The 19,973-nt window shown below is 66.6% G+C and carries 10 protein-coding genes; 7 read left to right on the forward strand and 3 right to left on the reverse strand.

Going from position 1 to position 19,973, the window contains the following annotated elements; all coding sequences use genetic code 11:
- Nucleotides 1-269 precede the first annotated feature (269 nt).
- Nucleotides 270-1,040: a hypothetical protein gene (locus E8A74_RS16825; protein ID WP_136930029.1), complete on the forward strand. Its 771-nt coding sequence runs from the start codon at nt 270-272 to the stop codon at nt 1,038-1,040.
- On the opposite strand, the gene E8A74_RS16830 is transcribed toward E8A74_RS16825, so the two are convergent.
- Together E8A74_RS16830 and E8A74_RS16835 are read right to left on the reverse strand one after the other, a co-directional pair.
- Nucleotides 1,041-3,389 carry a pentapeptide repeat-containing protein gene (locus tag E8A74_RS16830; protein ID WP_170229177.1) on the reverse strand — a complete coding sequence of 783 codons (2,349 nt, stop codon included), beginning with the start codon at nt 3,387-3,389 and terminating at the stop codon, nt 1,041-1,043. It lies immediately after the preceding gene.
- 51 nt (nt 3,390-3,440) lie between these two features.
- Nucleotides 3,441-7,145 (reverse strand): hypothetical protein, encoded by a 3,705-nt coding sequence (locus E8A74_RS16835; protein WP_136930031.1) that lies wholly within the window; start codon nt 7,143-7,145, stop codon nt 3,441-3,443.
- Nucleotides 7,146-7,362: 217 nt separating this feature from the next.
- Between E8A74_RS16835 and E8A74_RS52325 the strand changes: the two genes are divergently transcribed.
- From E8A74_RS52325 to E8A74_RS16870, 6 genes are all read left to right on the forward strand, one after another.
- The gene (locus E8A74_RS52325) at nt 7,363-10,800 is read left to right on the forward strand and encodes a WD40 repeat domain-containing protein (RefSeq protein ID WP_170229178.1); all 3,438 of its coding nucleotides are present in this window, start codon (nt 7,363-7,365) and stop codon (nt 10,798-10,800) included.
- 234 nt (nt 10,801-11,034) lie between these two features.
- On the forward strand, nt 11,035-13,431 hold the full coding sequence (locus tag E8A74_RS16845; RefSeq protein ID WP_170229179.1) for an asparaginase domain-containing protein: 2,397 nt from the start codon (nt 11,035-11,037) through the stop codon (nt 13,429-13,431).
- A gap of 30 nt (nt 13,432-13,461) precedes the next feature.
- On the forward strand, nt 13,462-14,301 hold the full coding sequence (locus E8A74_RS16850; RefSeq protein WP_136930033.1) for a C45 family peptidase: 840 nt from the start codon (nt 13,462-13,464) through the stop codon (nt 14,299-14,301).
- 505 nt (nt 14,302-14,806) lie between these two features.
- The gene (locus E8A74_RS16855) at nt 14,807-15,892 is read left to right on the forward strand and encodes a tetratricopeptide repeat protein (protein WP_136930034.1); all 1,086 of its coding nucleotides are present in this window, start codon (nt 14,807-14,809) and stop codon (nt 15,890-15,892) included.
- A 9-nt stretch (nt 15,893-15,901) separates the two neighbouring features.
- Complete coding sequence (locus E8A74_RS16865) at nt 15,902-16,621, forward strand: cellulose binding domain-containing protein (RefSeq protein ID WP_170229180.1); 720 nt, start codon at nt 15,902-15,904, stop codon at nt 16,619-16,621.
- Between the two features lie 10 nt (nt 16,622-16,631).
- A complete protein-coding gene (locus E8A74_RS16870) occupies nt 16,632-18,104 on the forward strand; it encodes a serine/threonine-protein kinase (protein ID WP_136930036.1) in 1,473 nt (490 codons plus the stop codon).
- A gap of 340 nt (nt 18,105-18,444) precedes the next feature.
- On the opposite strand, the gene E8A74_RS16875 is transcribed toward E8A74_RS16870, so the two are convergent.
- Nucleotides 18,445-19,887: a B12-binding domain-containing radical SAM protein gene (locus tag E8A74_RS16875; protein WP_136930037.1), complete on the reverse strand. Its 1,443-nt coding sequence runs from the start codon at nt 19,885-19,887 to the stop codon at nt 18,445-18,447.
- Nucleotides 19,888-19,973: the final 86 nt, after the last annotated feature.

The following is a 19,973-nucleotide window of genomic DNA, read 5'->3' on the forward strand; positions in this document are numbered from 1 at the left end:
GCTTTCCCTCCCCGCCATCCGCTCCCCATCAGAACCCCGTCTCACCTCCCCTTCCCTCGCCCCTCCTCGTTTGTAAATCATCTTTCATCCATCCCTCCCTCCTGCGTCCCATCTTGTAAACCATCTTTCATCCTCCTTCCCTCCACCGTCCCTCTCCTCAAATCCTGTTCTGAACGTGCCTTCCCTCCCCCGAACCCCTTGTGCCTCCGGCAAAGATCCCTGTACAGTCCCCCACACTTTATCACTCGAAGTTCACCGGAGCCCCCTTCATGGCCGACCCTGATCTCCAAAAAGCCTACGAAAAGCACCTGCTTGCGGCGAAGGCCCTCCCCGCCTCCGAGGTCCTCCCCTATCGCCTCGACCCGGATCTCGCCCTCGTGAACATCACGACCGGAATGAAGGTCATTTACGATCACCAGGCCGTGATCCCCGCCCACTTACCCCAGATCAGCCTCGCCTCCCTGCTCGCCCTCCCCGAGCTCGCTCTGGCCACGAAGTACGCCGCCCTCGCGGCCGAACAAGAAACGCCGAGTGAATCCCACGTCCAGGCGAAGCTCTCCCTTGCGCGTGACCTGCGTGGGAAACTCCTGTCCGTCGCCAAGGGGCTCGCCGAGAATGGGATCGTCCCCCAGGCCGAGGTCGACGCCATCGCCGCCGGGCGCGGCCTGCGCGATCGCGCAGAGGATTGCGTCTCCCTCGCCTCCCTCTTTCGCAAACACGCCGCGGCCATCAGCGGCAAACAGCCCATCACCGACGCGCAAATCAACGAGACCGCCGAGGTCGGCTCCTGGCTCGTCGCGAACCTTCGGCCGGCGGACGCCCCGCCCAGACCCTCGACGGGTCCGACCGAGGCCGTGGAGATCCGCAACCGGTTCGCGACCTTGCTCGTACGCGCCCACGCGCGCCTTCAGGTCGTCGCCCATTACTTTCACGAGGAGGATTGGGAAGAACGCACGCCCGCGCTCGGATCCAGGCGGATCAAGCGGCAAAGCGGTGACACGCGAGAGAGCACCACCGCAACGCCGACGCAGACGACCTGATCACGGGCACCAGTGACCGGGCCCGGGGATGCAACTGGGCGGGGCGGGCGGCTGGTCCGCGGTCATCATCTGCTCCCAGCTCAGCCCGCTGCTCTGGTTCGTTTCCAAGTTCCTGCCGTTGGGGCAAGTCGTCGAGGCATTGAACTCCTGCTCGCTCAGCTTCGTGGCCTCGTACCTGAACGTGATGGTCTCGACCGCCCCGCCTCCTCCCCCGAGCCGCTTGATCCATATCGCGCTGCCATAGACGTGCAGGGCGTCGTTCTTGCGCAGGATTCCCAGGTTGGCGTAGCCGCGACCGATCAGTACGTCGCTGCTGCTGCCGTTGGAGATATCCCAGTGGGTGCCCGCTCGACGAACTTCGATCGTTGCGTCGTCCGCCAGCGGGTAGCCGGCGGCCCGGCAGGCGCTCTTGATCCCTTCGGAGAGCTTGCCCTCGTCGAGATCCGCGGCGAGATCGGTCGCCATGTGGAAGAGCGGCACGCCGTTGAGACGGGCTCCGTCGGACTGCGCTTCGACAGCGACCGCGGCATTGTGGAGAACCGCGTTGCCGAGGTCGGCCAGGGCGCAGTTTGCACCCACGAGGAGCGCCTGCACCAGCGAGGACTGTTGACCCGACACGGAGATGCCGAGTTTCGCGTGACCCAGATTGGCGTTCGCCAGGATGGCATTGCTGAGTCTCGCGCCGCGCAATTCGGCCATCTGCAGGTTGATCTCGCCGAGGTTGGCGTTTGACGCTTCGATCTCCTCCAGGATGGCGTAATCGGCCTTGGCGCCCGCGCCGTACCAGTGTGCGCCGGACATGTTGACCGCGAAGAGGTTGGCATGGTTGAAGTCCGCATCGGGCATGTAGGCCCCGGAGAGCACCGCGGCCTGGTCGACCCCGAGGTAACGGTACACCCGGATGCTGCCGCTTTCGTCGAGGCTGAGGAGGTAGCGCTCCTCGTCGCTCGCCAGCAGCCAAGTGCGCTCGGGATCACGCACCGTCAGGTGGGCGGACGCGGCCAGCGCGACGCCGTGCGCCGCGAAGCCCTCGCGCAGCTCGGCGACCCGATCGCCACGCGAAAGCAACGCTCGCATTTGCGCTGGAAACGTGAATAGGCTCTCCGCGGCGCCCAGTTGCGCGGCCCTGCAGTTCGCCCCGACCAGGCGCGCCGACGCCAGCGTAGCTTTGCGCAGCCTCGCCTCCTGCAGGCTGCTCCTGCTCAGGTCCGCGTGGCTCATGGTGGCCCCGGTCAGGTCGCAATTGTCCAGGTTGGCCTCCGTCAGGTTCGCCGTATCGAGGTTCGCGCCGCTCAGATTGCCGCGGGTGAACCGCGCGCCGTGCAGGTTGCATTTGCTGAGGTTGACTCCACCCAGGAGGGCGCCTTCGGCCGCCAAACCCGACAGGTCGCGCGAATCGCCCTCTGCGAATCGGAGATTCGCTTGCCTCATATTCAGGTACGACCAATCCTCGAAGAAGGGGGCCGTCAGGGTGGCCCCGGCGAACTGGGTTCTGTCCATCAGACCCATCGGGGTATCGTTCACCGGATCGTGCGAGAACTTTGGCCTCTTGGCGAACTGCGCCCCACTCAGGTTGGCACCATTGAAGATGGTGCGCATCATCGAAGCGTTGCTCAGATCGACCTGTTGCAGCGAGGCTCCGATGAGATGGGCCCCGTCCAGGTTCGCGTCCCGGAGAGAGCGGCCGTCGAAGATGGTGTCTACCAGCCTGGCCTCCGGGAAGTATACGTCCGAAGGGAGATGGATGGGGCGCATGTCGATCCCGGAGAAGTTGGCCATGCGCAGGTTGGTTCCCCGCCAACCCGAGGGATCCAACCTCAAAGCCACCAGCAGATCCGCGAAGCCCCTGAAGTCGACGCCGCTCAGGTCGGCATTGATCCACAATTCCTCGTCATAATTCCGGAGTTCGTCGAAGCCTGCCGTGACCGAAATCACGGTAAACGGAACCGGTGAACGCAACGGTGCTACTGCGAGGTGTTGGTTGGGGGGTGCGAAGGCCCCATGCGTGAAGAAGACATCTCCGTCTTTATGTATGATATGCACTCTGCCCTCTGCATCGCCAGGAATGGGCAACAGAGCGAATGACTCGTTGGGCTCGTCGTCGAATGCTGCGATGAGCTGTTCACTCCCCGCTGGTTGGAACTTCCAGAAAAGGCCATAGACCGGAGAGGAAATGTACCAACGATCTGGATTGTCGCGATCGTAGTAGCGACAGAAGGTGGACCTTTCATTGATCTCACGGCCCCCGTTGACGACGTACCGACCCGCCACCCCTTCAACATGCATCTGCAGGTAGCCATGGGTAGGATTGTGGAGTGCAACCTTGCCAGCAAAAATCAGGCGTTTCATTATCGATGCTCCTTTCATGGATGGTCACGTCAACGAACCATCACGCGGCGTTCAAGTACGGCCGGGCCTCAGCATCCGCGTCTCGCCGCCGGGCGCGGTGGGGGTCCAGTGGCTGACCGTCGGCTCGGTGCGCCCGCCGGGGCCAGCAAACGTCTCGTAGTTCAGGGCATACAGGCTGCGCCACAGGTCCACCACGATTCGCGCGGCGCACATGGGCTCACCGCGGTGATTGGGGGCTACGCGGGTCAGGTGAGCGCCGTTCGGTTCGTAGACATCGAGCATGTAGTCCTGCGGCGCATGGCCCTTGTCGACGTGCGAGAGAACATAGATGTAGCCCATGGACTCGACCGCCACATCGACGTACGTGGTATTGGCTGGGCCTTGCAGATTCATGAACGGCTGGTACGCAAGGACCCGGATCTGTGTCTGGCTGAGGGCCTGCAAGTGGTAGGCCTGGCCGCTGGTGTGATCGGTGATGATCCATCGCTCGCCGACTTCGCGCACGTCGATGGTCACGTCGCGCAGTTCATCGAAGACCACAAGCGAGCTGCTGCCGCGTGTGATCGCATAGGCGCGAGATTGCCCCGCGTCGATGACGCGCCAGGACGCGCCGGCCGTCTTCACCTCGATTCGGGCGTTGACGCTCGGATCGTCGGGCCGCTCGGGGCTATGGGTCAGCAGCACGCCCTCGGCCTGGAATGCCTCGCGCAGCGCGTCGGTCATCACGGCGCGGTCGAGGGTCGCCTGCCAGGCCAGCGCCAGATCGCAGCGGTGGCTCAGTTTATTCGCCTGGAATTGGGCTTGCAATGCATCCGAGAACACGCCAGCGTCCAGAGCGGCCAGCAATGATGCCGACGGGAAGATGGCTAGCTGGTCGCCATCGAAGCAGGGCACGGGGTTCCCGGCCGTGTCGAACGCCTGAATGCGCTTGTTGTACTTCTCGAGGATCAGGATGCGACCATCCGGCGTCACCGAGAGCGCGCATGGCGCGTTCAGCAGCCCCATGCGGCTCCCCACGCCGCTCAGCACATGGGCCACCGGGGCCTGGGCATCCGGCTGCGCCGCTTCCGGGAGCTGGATCAGCATCAGCTTGCTCTGCACCGTGTTCAAGCCGATCGCATAACCACTCGGATGGATCACGAGGTCATCCAGGTGCTCCAGCGGAAAGCGCCCCCAGCTTCCCTGGTTTGCGGTCAGGTCGATCGTGCGGCTCCCGTCGCTCAATACGATCTGGCGCAGGTGGTAGCGCCCGTAGCGCGCATCCACATAGAAGTTGCGCTGGCTTATCGCTGCGCCGCTGCTCGCGGGCAGCTTGGTGAACATATCGTACGCCACCACGGGCTGCTCCACCATCCCGCGGTTGACGAACTTCATGCGGTCTTCCGGCTCTTCCAGGACCGAAAGGTTCTGGAAGGCGTACATCTGTACGCTCTCCGGGGTCGTGCCCGCGCCGAGCAGCGGCAGGTTCTGGCCCGACGCCCTCCAGGCATAACCGATCTGGGAGGCTGGCTGGTTGATGGTCAGGCAGACCAGCCTGGAGAGGTTCTTGCCGATGTTGCCCGCGCTCAGATTGGCCTGCGTCGCGGTGGGCAAGCCACCGGTGCGCCAGACGTGGCCCTGCGACGCATCGTAGGCGATCTTTTCTTTGTAGATGTACTGCGTGTCGCTCGTCAGCGGGACCAGGCTCTCCTTGATCGCTCCAGCTACCTCCAGGGCGCTGCTGTTTCCCGGCGGTAGGGCCTGCACCGTCTCGCTCTGCCAGCCCCCACACAGCCAGCCATTCGCCGAATAGATCCCGGCGATGACCCGGAGTTCGCCGCCGGCCGGCAGCCCCTCGAAGGTCACGTCGATGGGCGTGCTCGAGGTCGTCCTGGGCATGGCGCCCTCTTTCACGAAATAGGTGCCGCCGAGGTACTGGACCGTGATGTGGTAACGGGCGCTGAGCGCTGGCCAGACCGCCGTCTCGGGCTTGCCGGCCTCGCCGTGGTTCGGGTCGGGCGTCAGCACCACCCGCAGATCCATCGTGCGCTTGACGTGGAGCTCCAGCGTGGCAGGCGAGGACAGGATGTGCGCGGTGGTGACGCCCAAGAGCAGCGACGTCACCGCGATGCTGGCCCCCAAGTTCACCCAGCCGGCGAACGGGATCGCGTTGAGGAGCTCCGCTGCGACGATGCGGCTCGCGAGCTTCACGGCCAGCTTCTCCATACCCTTCGCCACCAGGATCCCGCCCATCGAATTGGCAAAGAGCAAAAGCAAACCCTGTGGGTCAAGCAAGAACTCGATCAGGCTCTCCCCCATCACCAGCTTGCCGATCGCTATCGCTCTGAGCTGGATCGCAACGTCCAGCAGCAGGTCGTGATACCATTTTGTATCCGACACCATCGCGCCAGCGAGCAGACACATCATGGGCACGCCATAGCCGAAGATGGCGGTCAGGATCGTGCCCAAGGTGTCCACGTCGGCATCCCATCGGCTGATGCCCAGCCCGCCGAACAGCAGCTTCACCGACGCAGCCTCATCGGGAAATGGAATGTTCAACCCCGTCGCGGTACCCGGTAGCGGAATGCCCATGATCGCGTTGACGGGCGAGATGTTCTCCAGGTACTTCTTGCTGTCCGTATCGTACTGACGCCGCTCATCGCCGGGCAATTGGCTCGTCCAGCCGCTCGGGTTGCGGATCACGTTCCCCTCGACATCGAAGAACTGGGCAAAGGCGCTGAGGGTGCGCAGAAAGTGATTCTTGACGTCGAGCGAGAGGGTACGCGCGGTGTTGTTGAACGCGATCGAGCCGACGTCGGAGGTGAGGCCGCTGTTCGGCGTGACATCTTCCAGCGTCCATTGCAGCCCCCCGCGCTGGCTACGCACGCGCGCGGCGCGACCCTCCGGCTGGTTGAACGCCGTGACGCCGGACTGGACCGACCAGCTACGGCCCTGGAGGCGGGGGTCGTCGCTCGCGCTGCGCAGCGCATTGGCGATGGGCGACTTGAGCGCCACCGAGGTGCGCTGCGTGAGCTGGTAGATCAGCACCTGCTCGCCGGCCTTGCGATCGCCGAGATCGAAGCCGAAGGTCATCGGTTTGCCGGCGCTGTCGGTCGAGGCGGTGATCTGGGCCCAGCCGTTTTGTCCCTGCGCGCCGATCTCGTTTACGAGCTGGTTCAGCGCCAGGCTGTTCGCGTCGGACGCGATATGATCCTCCATCACGATCGTCGCGGTGAAGGGGTCGTACGAGGCGAGTTCGGGGCAATGGAAGACCAGCGTCTTCGCGACGTCCAGGGGGGTCGCGAAGTCGCCGAGATCTCGCAAGATCTGCTCCGCATCGCCGCGCGGCAGGGCATCGACGCCATAGGCCGCCAAGGTGGACGGGACACCGGCATCGCCGCTCTTCGCTAGGCGATTTTGAAGGTGCCGCAGCCGATAGGCTTTCGGGAGGTGGAAGCTGACCCAGAGAAGCTCCGGCAGGTAGATGGCCGGATCTTCACTCGGCATGGTGACCCTGAGATGGGTCAAGCGCTGGGTGGAGAAGATATCCTCGGGGACCTCGACGAAATGCGAGATGCACGCCTCCTGGGCCGCCGGTAGCAGCGCCAGGGCTGCATTGTTCCGGCGGGCCGCCGCGCGCGTGGCGGGCGTGTGCGGCTGGAGGGTGAAGGAGCGCGAGCCCGCATGGAAGGACAAGGGCCCAGGCATCGCGCGGGTCGAACGGCGGATCTGCTGGGAGAGGTCGAAGTGCAGAATACGAACGGCCGAAGGGGTCATTGGCAAGCTCATTTCAATGTATCGTGGAGCCCCCCAAGCTTTGCCAGGGAGGCTCCCGAGGGTTGACTTGCGAACTTCGCGTATGATCTAACAAACATCACACGGTGGAGTTCCAGGACGAGACAGTACCGAACCCTACAGCACATCATGCTAAAGAACGCAAGCATCACCATGCGAGGATGGACGGTACGCGCGAAAACGTGTACATCCATCACCCATGTCCCTCGACGTACGCGACAAGACCGTCGTCCTCACCGGCACCTTCTCGAAGTTGAAGCGCGCCGAGGCGGAGAAAAAGCTCGCGGCGCTCGGCGCCAAGATCGGCGGCAGCGTCGGCAAATCCACGCACATCCTCTTCGCGGGCGAGAAGGCCGGCAGCAAAATCGACGCCGCCGGCCGCCTCGGCGTCACCGTCCTCGGCGAGGACGAGCTGATGGCGCTGCTCGCCGGGAAGAGCAAAAAACCGGCAAAGGCGCGCGCGGCGGCGTCGGGGTTTTCGGCGCTCGATCCGAAGGCGCCCGGACCGGCGCTCGCCGCCGCGATCGAGTCGCTGCCGTGGGACGATTTCGAGGCCGACCGCGATCTGCCGGCGCTGCGCGAGGTCTTGTACGCCCACGAGGCCACGCACGGGATCACGGCGGCTCACCGGGCCGCGACGGCGCGCCTCCGGCCGCAGGCGACGCTGGGGCATGCGCACGGGCACGACGTCGAGGTCAGCGAATGCGACCTCTCGCCCGACGGGCGTTTCCTCGCCACTGGCTCGTGGGTCGGCGACGATTACGATCGCGGCGGCGTCTTGCAGATCTGGGACGTGCGCGCCGGGCGCTGCGTGAACATGCTACGCGTGCGCGGCGGGGTCGGCTGGCCCGATTACGGCGGATGTATTCAATGGCGCCCCGACGGCAAGCGCGTCGGCCTCGCGTTCGATACGAATGGGGTCGGCAGCTTCGACCCGTTCGGCAAGTCCGGCGAGCCCGATTCGTGCGCCTACGTGACCGACGGATGGAACCGGCCGCCGTCGTGGGCGTGGTCGTCGAACAGCCGCGACGTCTACATCGCCTGCTGGGGCCCGAACATGGCGCTCGGGGCGATCGTGCCGCTCGTCGGCCGGCGGCCGCAGCCGCGCTGGTGCGAATCGATCGGCCGCAGCGACCCGAACGACCCGAACTCCGAGCCACGCCTTCAGCCGATGAGCGGCATCGATTGGTCGCACCCCGATCGCATCATCGGCTCCAGCGGGCCGTCGCAGGTCTTCGCCCTCGACGCGAAGACCGGGAAGATCTTGTGGAAGCAAAAGGCGCATCCGCCCGTCTCGTTCTCGCCCGACGGCAGCGAATTCGCGATGCACCCGGCCGGCATCGTCTATTACGACGCGCGCACGGGATTGCCCAATGGGAAGCTGCCGATGCACGTCGGCGCCGCGTCGTTGATGTACACGCGCGACGGCGCGCGGCTCGCCGCGATCGTGCAACCGGAGAACAAGTGGGGCGCCGACCCGGGGATCTTCCTTTACGATCGCGGCACGTATCGTTATAGCCCCGACGTGCCGGCGCCGGGGACCGACGACGAGACGTACGGCTTCTCGTGGCGCCCCGACGGCCGCGCGGCGGCCATCTCGGCGGGCGGACGGCTGCAAGTGTGGGAGCTCGGCGAGACGCCCGCGCGCGTGCTCGATATCGCCGAGCCGAGCGGCGGGGTGTCCTATGGGGACGGCGTGCTCGTCAGCCTCACGTCGAAGGGGCTGGCTTTCTTGCGTGATCACGACGGGGCGGAGATCGGCCGGTTCCGCCCGGCGGTCGAGGCGAGCGGCGAGAGCCCGCTTTTGGTGGGCGGCGACGATTTCGGATCGACCTGGGATTGGAACCCGGCGTTCCCGCTCGACCACGAGCGGGTGGCCGCGGCCTTGCCCGAAGGCGTGGTGATCGGCCCCCCCGACGCGAGCGCCAGCGTGGCCGAGGTCGACGCCAAGATCGCGTGGGTCATCGATCACAAATGGGCGTGGCCGTGGCGCTGGGGCGAGGCGAAGGTGTGGCCGGACGCGGCGGCGGCGGCGGCCGATCCGGCGGCGCCGGCTTCATTCAAGCGCAAGTTCGGCAAGAAGGGCACGGCGCCCGCGCGGACGCCGAAGTCGAAATGGCCGATGGAAGGGGGCTCGATCGACGACATCGCGGCGCTCGTCGAGGAGGCCGTCAAGAAGTTCGACAACCCCCACTTCGAATCCGAGTACCGGCGAACCTTGGCCGAGCGGACGATGGCGCTCGGCCTGTTCGATCGCGCCGCGGCGGCGCTCGACGGCACCGGCGGCTGGTCGGCCTGGAAGAACCCGTGGTTTGCGGCCCTGGCCCGCGCCGAGGCCGTGGTGGCCGCGCTCGCGTGGCGCAAGGGCCCGCCGCTGACCGACGCGCAGACGGCCGCGCTGCGCCGCTGGCTCGGTGAGGCCGAGAAGCTCTTGACGAAAAAGGAGGCCAAGCAGCGGAATCCATTGCCGGCGCGGGCGATGATGGGCGCGGGCTGGGTGCTGCTCGGCGAGACGGACCGCGGCGAGAAGCTCCTTTCGTTGGCGATCGCCACCGTCGAGCCCGAGGACAACCCGGGCGAGAATCGCCGTGTGGTCGCCGAAGCGCTCTGCGCGGTCGGACGGATCCGCGAGGCCATCGACATGCTCGCCGACGGCGAAGAAAAACCGTCGTGGACCGAGACGAGGCCCGCCTTCTCGGCCATCTGCCCGCGCGCGTCGACGGAGGAGTTATCGCACCTCGTTTCGCGGATGAAGGCGCGCGACGCGCACAACGAATTCGAGCTGCTCGACCGCGGGCTCACGCGGCTCCTCGCGCGGAAGGCGTGGGACGAGGCGAACGCGTGGATCGGCGAATTCGACGGGCTCTCGACCACCCGGGCGCGCCTCCGGCTCGTCACGGAAATGGTGGCCGCCGGCGAGGTGGCGCGCGCCGAAGCGGCGATCGCCAAGGAGCTCGTGCCGAAATACGCGAGCTGCGCGGAGTTCTTGCTGGGGCTCGCGCGCGTGGCGCCGGAGCGGGCCGAAAAGCACCTCCCGACGATCGTCAAGGCGGCGCCGAAGCTGCGCAAGCAATGGAACCGCGATTTTTTGCGGCACCTCGCCGCCGCCGCGGCGACGCTCGGGCGGCTCGACGTGGCGACGAAGCTCGAAAAGGTCGGGCCCACGGAGCCCGAGATACACGAGGTGCGTGTGGGCGTGCTCGGCGCGCTCGACCCGACGCATCCGGAATGGAACGACTGGTTCACGCGCGCCCGCGAGGTCATGCCCGAGGACCGCAAGTCGGTCCAGCGCATGGCAGGGATCGCGTCGCGCGGCGGGCTCGTGGAGGTCAGCGCCGCGCTTTTGGACCAGGCGATCGAGGCGGCGCGCGGCGAGGGTTATCCGGACATCGCGCTCCAGGATGTCGTTTCGGTGATAGCCGAGGCCGGCGACCTCGCCGGGGCGCATCGCGCGTTCATGGCGATCAGCAAGGGCATGCGCTCCTATCGCAACGGTCCGCTGCTGTCCGCCGCCGGGGCGCGCGGATTGTGGGCGGCGGTGCTCGATGTCTTGCGGCAGATGCCCCCGGACATCAATGGCGCGCCGAAGCGCGGGCTCTCGATTTTGCTGGCGGCGAGCGATCGCGACGGGTTCTAATCTCAAGCACCGTTCAAAGTTCGACCCCTGAGCGCCCCCGCGCTGCCCCCCGAGGAGCGGGCACCGGAGGGTTGCGAAGACTTGTGCCCATCGCAACAACCTCTTGACATTTTGCGCGAGGCGGGGCGATGCTGAAGGCCCTCATCGATCGGGATCGACGATGAGGTGGGGGATACGCGGGGGAATACGGGGGAGACAACCGTGCGACGAGCACGAAGAGAGGGGAGAACCATCGTGAAGATCGCGGTGATCAATACCGGGGGTACGATTAGCTGTGTCGGCAACCCCCTGGGGCCCATGACGGCGAGCGACTTCGCTTCGGCGTGCGAAACGATCATGAACCCGATCCTTCTCCAGAAGTTCCCGGGGCTCCGCATCGATTACATCACGGACCTCGTGTTCCCGGAGTCCAAGTCCGGGACGCTGGACAGCACGAACCTGCAGCCGACGGATTGGTGCCTGCTCGGCGCGTACATCTTGAACCATTACGCCGACTACGACGGGTGGGTGGTCCTGCACGGCACCGACAGCATGGACTTCACCGGCACGGCGCTGCCCTTCCTGCTCTCGTGCTTCGATGCGCGAGGCGTGGCGACCGCCGCGCTGAGCAAGCCGATCGTGATCACCGGCTCGCAGGTCCCGATGTTCTATCAGGACCCGACGACGAAGGCGCTCTCGCTGAACTACAACACGGACGCGTTTCAGAACTTCTGCGGCGCGGTCGCGTCCGCGCAGACCGGCATCCCCGAAGTGTGCGTCTATTTCGACAGCAACTTGTTCCGCGGGAGCCGGGTGCTGAAGACGAACGCCAGCGAGTTCGACGCGTTCTCCTCGCCGAACTACCCGGCCCTGGGGCAATACGGCGTCGCGTTCACCTTGCATGCCGACAACGTACAGCCTCCGCCCGTCAGCTTCGCCGTCAGCCTCGACAACACGACGGCGCGATCCGCGGCGATCGCGCAGCTCGCCGACATCCAGGCGTGCATCAACGCGTTCCCGGTCATGCAGTTCAATGCGTTCCCGGGTTGGTACAACACCAGCAATTCCACGGCCATCCTGGCCAACTTGATCACCGCTTGTGTGGGTCAGGGGATCAAGGCGTTGATCCTCGAATCGTACGGCGAAGGGAATTTTCCGTCGGGCAACCCCGACACGCCGAGCGCCGGGGCCATTTACAAGGCCCTCGACCAGGCGAACGAGGCGGGCGTCGTCATCCTGGATTGCACGCAGGTGATCCGCGGGGTGGTGAACGACAGCGCCTACGCGGCCGGCGCGTGGCTTCCCGCCGTGGGCGCGCTCAGCCCGGCGGACATGACGCCGACGGCGGCCTTCGCGAAGGTGATGGTCCTCCTCGCCGCCGCCAAGCACAACGGATGGTCCCTCGCCGACGTGAAACAATTGACGCAGCTCGATCTGCTCGGGGAGATGATGAGCGTGAGCCGGCTCGACAGCCGATCCAATGCCGCGCTCCTGGCGGGCCAATCGATCTCGGCGCTCGATGGCAGCGCCACGCTGAGCAACGATCCGGCGCGTGGGCCGATCCTGACGACGAGCACGGGCGCTGTCCTGTGGACCGCGCTTTCGAGCCCACCCCCCGACGAAATGCCGGGGCGCCTCGTCATGCAGGACGACGGGAACCTCGTCTTTTACGGCAGGTACAACGGCGCGTTGTGGGCCACGAACACCGGCGACGCGCGCGGCGCGTCGTCCTTGTTGATCCTCGGCGGATCGACGAGCGACGAGAGCTTGTACCTGCAGGTCTACGACTACTCCGCGAACACGGCCACCATCACCTTGTATCAGCAGGCGAACGCAGACATCGAGAAAGGAAGACCCATGAAATCGTCCTCCACGCCCCGACGTTTCAAGTTCAGCGGCATCGCCGCGCCCGAGGACACGCGCCATCGCATCACGTTTGCCGCGCTCGGCGGGCCGGCGCCCGACGAACACCAGATCGCCCCGACGACCGTCAACGTGACGATCACGAGTCCGCCCCCCACGCGGGTCATCGGCGTCCCGCAGTACGCGAAGACCGTCCGCGGGACCTCGAACAGCTACAACCCGGCGGGCGATTGTGACGGCTCCTTCATGTCGTCCAGGTTCCAGCCGAACAACAACTGTTATGCTTACGGGTGTAACATCGCGACGAACACCTTCCCGCAGCCGGGTCGGGCGAGCGGCAACCTGCTCACGCTGGACACGCTCGACGGCGCCACCGTCGCGGCGTATGCCACGAAGGACGGCCTCATCGAGGTCGGCAAGGACATGGCCTCGCTTTTTGCCTTCGCGTCGAGCCGCAAGGGGACCCAAGGCGCCCTCGACGGCCATTTCGTGGCGCTCATGATCTCGCCGCCGGGGGACGCAAACTGGCCCGGTGATTATCACTGGGCGCGCTGCGACGACAACGTCGAGTTCCGCTCCTGGTCACAGAAGGACGGAAACGACCAGGTCACGAACTTCGATTTCGCCGGCAACCCGATTCGAGATCCCGCGAAGGCGAACTGGCAGGTCAACCAGGGCCCCATTCAGCCCGACAAGACCGCGCCCGACTACAACCCCAATGACTTGATCGTCGAATACGCGTTCTACTGCTACATGTTCGTCCCCAACACGGGCGTGAACATCCTCTGACGCCCGACACCGGAAAGACGAGGTGATGCCATGTGTACCATTGGGTGGGTCCGCGTCGAGGGCACGACGCATGTGTTCAAGCAGTGTGATTTGACGCAGAAGACGAGGTTTCTCGAGCCCGACATCGCCGAGGGGATCGCGGGGCGCTACCTCGCCTTCCGGCGCGAGGGGCGCCCGGGGATCTGGTCGGGGGTCAACCAGCGAGGCGTCGGCTTCGTGGCTGCCGACTACTACACGGAACAAGACCCCGGCAGCCCGGACACGCCGCCTTCGTTATGCGCGCGCACGAGCAGCCACGTGGGCGAGAGCAGCCCGGTCGACGCGCTGTTCCGGGCTTACGAGGCGTCCATCGCCGACCACGGCACGAGCGCGGACGCCGTCGCATACCTTTCGAATTGGTACTTGACCCAGGGAGATCCGGGCAACCCCGATCCGAGCTTCAAGTCCCCCGACATCGTCCTGATCGCCGACCCCACGCAAGCGATCTTTCTCGAATACTACCCCGGCGACCGGCCGGGCACGGCGAAGGTCCTGACGCTCTCGCCTCGGCAAGGCTGGTTCGTTTCGACGAACCACGCGCGGATGTTCCAGCAAACCGTGAAGTACAGCCAGAATCACAGCACGTACCTTCGGCTCGCCCGCGCCGAGGCGATCCTCGATCGGCAACCGAACATCGAGGCCATCAAGGCCGTGCTGCGGGATCAGTACTACGGCGAGACGGAGCTCTCGATTTGCCGCATCGCAGGGCAGCCTGGGCAGTATTTCACGCAGGCCACGTTCATCGGCACGGCGGCCAACGGATCCGTGAGCGCCGACTACCTCCTCAACGGCAATCCGAGGACGAAGTCGTACGAGACGAAGCGGCTCTGAAGCCGAACAGAGCCGCGGGGCGAGCCCGGGTGAGCTCGCGGGGCTCGACGTGCTCCTCCACGAGAACGAGAGGTTCTCGGCCGACGCGCTCGGGCAGCTCGACGGGCGGCGACGCCAGGAAGCATTCGGCGGCGGACCCGCGTCGTACATTTCCAAGCAGGGTGATACGAGGTGCCTCGCCCTACGCACCGCTCGACTGTATGGTTGGCGTACAAGACTCCGCGCGTGGGCAAACACCTCTGCGCGCGCTCGGCCTCCGCTCCCGGCTACGACGCCGCGCGTCGTCCACAGTAAAAAAAGACGTTTTACCATCAATGCCGTCGCGACGGCCGAACCTTTCATGTAGCGTGGCCACGGCGATGGGGTTTTGCGGGGAGACAGGCGGGACGCTGCGTGATCGCAGCATCCAAGGGGACCTACCACCGTCCGCGTCGAGCGAGCGGTCGAGGGCCACGTGGAGCCCTCTCGTGCACGTACCGCCGCAGCCTCCACGAGGGAGAGGCCAATGACCTGCACCCGCAATCGCGTGTTCCCGTGTTTCGTGGTCGCCCTGCTCCTCTGCACGGCGACGCCCGCCATCGCCCAGGGGGACGGAGACGCCGCGACGGGGGGCCAAACCCAAAGCACTCCATCCGCGCAGGATCTTTACACCTCGGCGCAAAAGCTCTTCGATCAAGGCAACTTCGCCGAGGCGCTCATTGGCTTTCGCCACGCCTACAATGCTTCAAGCAGCCCGAACGCGCGCATCATGATAGGCACCTGCCTCGTCGCGCTCGGGAGGACGGCCGAGGCCTACGAAGAAATGTCCGCGACGCTGCGCGAGGCCACGACGCGCGCGGAGACCGAGCCGAAATACGTACGGACCCGCGACGCCGCCGCGAAGCACGTCGCGCTCCTCGAGTCGAAGGTGGGAAAACTCGTCGTCAAGCTCGTGAATCCCGCGGGCGTCGACGTGACGGTCAATGGAACACGTTTACCGCCGGACAAACTGGGCGTTCCCATGGCGGTGGACCCCGGGACCCTCGTCGTGACGGCGACCCACACGGACGGGCGCGTCGAGCGGCGAGAGCAAGCGGTCAAGGCGGGCGAGAGCGCGCAGGTGACGGTGGAGTTCCCGGAGCCGCCGCCCAAGAAGGTCGAGCCGACGGGCCCGGTGCGCGTGGAGGCCCCGAAGCCGGCCGGCGGCGAGGTCCGGCGGGGCGGCCCCGTGCGGACGGCGGGGATCGCGCTCGCGGGCGTTGGTGTCGCGGGGCTCGTCGTCTTCGGCGTGACGGGGCTCATGGCCCGGAGCCGGTTCGCGACGCTCGAAGACGAATGCCACGGGGCGCGCTGTACCGATCTGAAATATGCCGACGTCGTCGACAGCGGCACGGCGCTGACGACGGCCGCCAATGTCAGCCTCGCCCTGGGCGCGGCCGGGCTCCTCGGCGGGGGGCTCATGGTCTGGCTCGGCGGGCCGTCGGGCGGTCGCAGCGCTCCGCCCTCGGATTCTGCACGCACGAGTTTCGGGTCGCCCGCGGGCCCCGCCGTGGGCGCGGGCTTCACGATGTCCCCGGGGCGCGCGGGCTTTCACTGCACGGTAGCTTTTTAGGAGGGGGAAATGGGTCCGATCCTTGGGCGTGGTCCCGCGTCGTCTCCCCTGCTCGCCGTCGCCGCCGTCGCCGCGGTCTTCGTCGGCGCGTGTAGCTTCGATTGGGAGGGGTACGATCCGCGGCTCGCCCCGAGTGGCGGGACCGGGGCCACGGGTCCCGGATCCGGCGGCGCCGGAGGTGATGCCGGCGCAGGTGGAGCGGGCCTCGGCGGAATGGGCGGCGGCGGCATGGGGGGAGGCATGGGCGGCGGCGGCATGGGCGGCGGCGGCCCGCCTCCGGACGGCCTTCGCTTGCAATACAAGGCGGCCAACACGACAGCCGACGACATCCAGATCAAGCCGCACTTCAAGATCGTGAACGACACCCAGGACAACGTGCCGCTGAGCGACCTCACGATCCGTTACTGGTTCACGAGGGACGGCGGGGCGAACTTCATCTACAATTGCGACTTCGCCCCGTTCAACTGCATTTACACGGCGGGGACGTTTGGCGCGGCGACCGGCGTGAAAGCCGACATGTACGTCGAGATATCGTTCATGCCCGACGCCGGGGTGCTCGTCACCGGCGACACCACCGGGGAGATCCAGGCGCGCCTGCACACGCAGAACTTCACGCTCGTGAACCAGACGAGCGATTACTCGTTCGATCCGACGAAGGTCGACTTCGAGGAATGGACGAAGGTCACGCTCTATTCGAAGGGTGTGCTCGTTTGGGGAAACGAGCCTTGAGGGGAGCACGATGGATCTGCGCGGAGGGCGGTACGAGATCCTGCACTTGATCGCATCGGGCGGAATGGCGACCGTGTACCTCGGGCGCGCCCGCGGCATGGGCGGCTTCGAGCGGCTCGTGGCGGTCAAGACGATGCACGCGCACCTCGCCGACGAGCCCGAGTTCGTCGCGATGTTCCTCGACGAGGCGCGCCTCGCCGCGCAGATCCGCCACCCGAACGTGGTCGGCACGATCGACGTCCAGCAGGACGAGCGGGGCGTCTTCATCGTGATGGAGTACATCGAGGGGGCTTCTTTGCAGCAGCTCCTGCGCTCCCTCCACAAGCAAGGGAACACGCTGCCGCTCGAGATCGCGCTCCGCGTGTTTCTGGACATGCTCGCCGGGCTGCACGCCGCGCACGAGCTGACGGACGCGCAGGGCAAACCCCTCCATCTCGTGCATCGCGACGTATCGCCGCAGAATGTCCTCATCGGCGTGGACGGCGTCGCGAGGATCACGGATTTCGGCGTGGCGCGGGCCGAGGCGCGTATCTCGACGACCCACGGCTCGCAGCTCAAGGGCAAAATCGGGTACATGTCGCCCGAGCAAGCGGGGCGATTGCCGGTCGATCGGCGGACGGACGTCTATGCAGCCGCCGTCTTGTTGTGGGAGCTCATGGCGCTGCAGCGGCTCATCCGCGGCGACAGCGAGGCCGAGATGCTCGCGAAGGTCGTGGCGAGCGAGACGCCCTCCCCGCGCTCCGTGAATCCCGACGTCCCGGAGGCGCTCGACGCCGTGTGCATGCGCGCGCTCGAGAAAAACCCGGACGATCGATATCCCACGGCGGCCGATTTCGCCGAGGCCCTGGACGAAGCCGCCCGCAGCATGGGAATGAAGATCGCCACGCCGCGCGCCGTGGCCTCGTTCGTCCGGGCGCACGGGGTCCACACCCCGCCAGTCGATCTGCGCGCGAAGAGCAACGCGGAAGGCCAGGCCGCGCAGGTCCCGACGCGCATCGAGAATCCCGTCTCCGGGCGAGCGTCGGCCGCGAGTTTCCCCGACAGGATGAGCTCCCCCGACAGGAAGTCCTCGGAGAGCGCGTCGGCCGTGATCGTGCCTCCGGACGAGACCCGCGGCAAACGCATGCGGACGGCGCCGCTCGTGATGGCGAGCGTCGCGGCGGTCGCGCTCGCTGGCGGCGCCTTTTGGATGCTTCGTGCTCCGAGGACCAACGAGGGCGCGCCCGTGGTGTTGTCACAGCCGGTGCCCTCGGTTGATCCTCCGACGATCGCGCCGACGCCGAGCATGGTTCTCGCGCCCGCGCCCCCGCCGAGCGCCTCCGCGGCGCCCACGCCGCCCGCGATGGAGTCCGCGCGGGCGGCGCCCTCCGCGTCGAATACGGGAAAGGCCACCGCGACGACCAAGCGAGATCCGAACGCGCCCCCGACGGCGACCGCGCGGCCTTCGAGCGGCGGCCCGATGTATCGCCCCTCGGAGCTTTAGCGGTTCATGGGCTGAAGGCGCGGAGCTGGGGCTTTGCCCCAGGCCCCAGCAGGGGCTATCCGCCCCTGCACCCGGACCAGCCTGGGGCTGGACCCAAGCTCGATGAACTGCGCGATGCGCAGTTCATCGAACAGGCCCGGTCAAGACCAGCAGCGACGTTGCCCACCGAGACAGCCGCGCTGCGGGTTCTGCGGGCAATCCGGCTTCTTCGTCGGCCCGTTTGAAAAACTGCGCTCCGCGCAGTTTTTCAACCCTGGGTCCAGCGCCTCGCTGGTCCGGGGTCGAGGGGGCGGACAGCCCCCCGCGGGGTCCGGCGCAGCGCCCTGGCGCGGCGGGCGCTTTACCGAAGGCCTCCCGCGCTGGCGGCGTGCACGGTGGCGTTCATCTTTTCGGCGCGACGCACGCCAATTTGCGACAGTCGCAACGGCGCCTCCCTCGGATCGGGGTGCACGATCCGCCCCTCTCCGTCGATCGGCGGTGACGCCGGCTCGTTGCCCAGGAGCTGTTTCAGACCGTAAAACCCGTTCATCGCCGCCGACAGCATCATTCCGCCGCGGCTCAATTGCCGGGCTCCACGCACGAGCCGATCCATCACCAGCGCCGGCGAGAAGGCACGGTTCCAGAGCCGCCGATGCGCCGTGAGCAGCTCGTCGGGGCGCATTTTTGCGGGACGGAAGGCCACGCCGTAGCCGGTGTAATGGCCCCAGTCGCGCTCCGTGAGGATCCGGCCGTCGCGCAGGTATTCGTCGTAGAGCGGCGTGCCGCGGAAGGGGGTGAGCACGCTCAGGAAGGGCACGTCCACGCCCACGGCGTTGAGGCGGTCGGCGGTCGCGACGATCGTCTCCGGCGTTTGATCGTCGAAGCCCGAGATGAAGCCCGCCATCACGCAGATTCCTCGATCGTGGAGGCGCTCGATCGCGTCGCGGTATTCGCGCACCCGGTTCTGGCGTTTGTCGACGCTGCGGAGGTCCGCCTCGTCGAGGCTCTCGATGCCGAGGAAAATGCCGATGCATCCGGATCGCTCCATGAGGTCGAGCAGCTCGCGATCCTTGACGATGTCGATCGACGCCTGCGTGAGCCACCACCGATCGAGGCCCACCATCGCGCGGAGCAGCTCCTTGGCCCAGCGCCGCTGGACGAGGAGGTTGTCGTCCCAGAACCAGGCGACCTTGTCCTGCCAGAAACGAGGAAACCGCGTGGTCGCGATGTCGCGCACGACGTCATCCACCGGACGCACGCGGAAGCCCGGATTCAAATCGGGCACGGTGCAGAAGCTGCATGTGAAGGGACAACCTCGCGTGGCCTGGAGGACGCGCGGGACGAGGAAGCGGTCTTCGAGCAGATCGTAGCGGGGGGTCGGCAATCCAGCGAGCGACGCCGGCTCCCCGCGGTACACGCGGCGCGGTGTTCCCCGCTCGAGGTCACGCAAAAGCTCGGGCCACACCGACTCGGCCTCGCCGGTGACCACCACGTCGACATGCTCCAGGGCCTCTTCGGTCCAGTACGAGACGTGCGGACCGCCGGCGACCACACGCACGCCGAGCGCACGGTAACGATCGGCGAGCTGATACGCGCGGCGGGCGAATCCAGAGAAAAACGAGAGGGCGACGACGTCCGGCGTCGTGTCGACGGGGACGGGGCGCACCTGCTCGTGAATGACCTCCACCTCGTGCTCGGACGGCGTGATCGCCGCGAGGTGGATCCCCGTCACGGGCGGGACGAAGTGCCATTGATGACCGTGACGGTAGCGGGGCACGTAATCGACGACGATCCTCACCTTCATCGTGGGTCTCCTGGGGACACGACGATAGCCGCGGCAGCCGGGCGAGTCGCGCAAAGGTGCGTGAACGGTCGACCGTGGGGCGCGAG

This window comes from Polyangium fumosum (genome assembly GCF_005144585.1).
GTDB classification, from domain to species: domain Bacteria; phylum Myxococcota_A; class Polyangia; order Polyangiales; family Polyangiaceae; genus Polyangium; species Polyangium fumosum.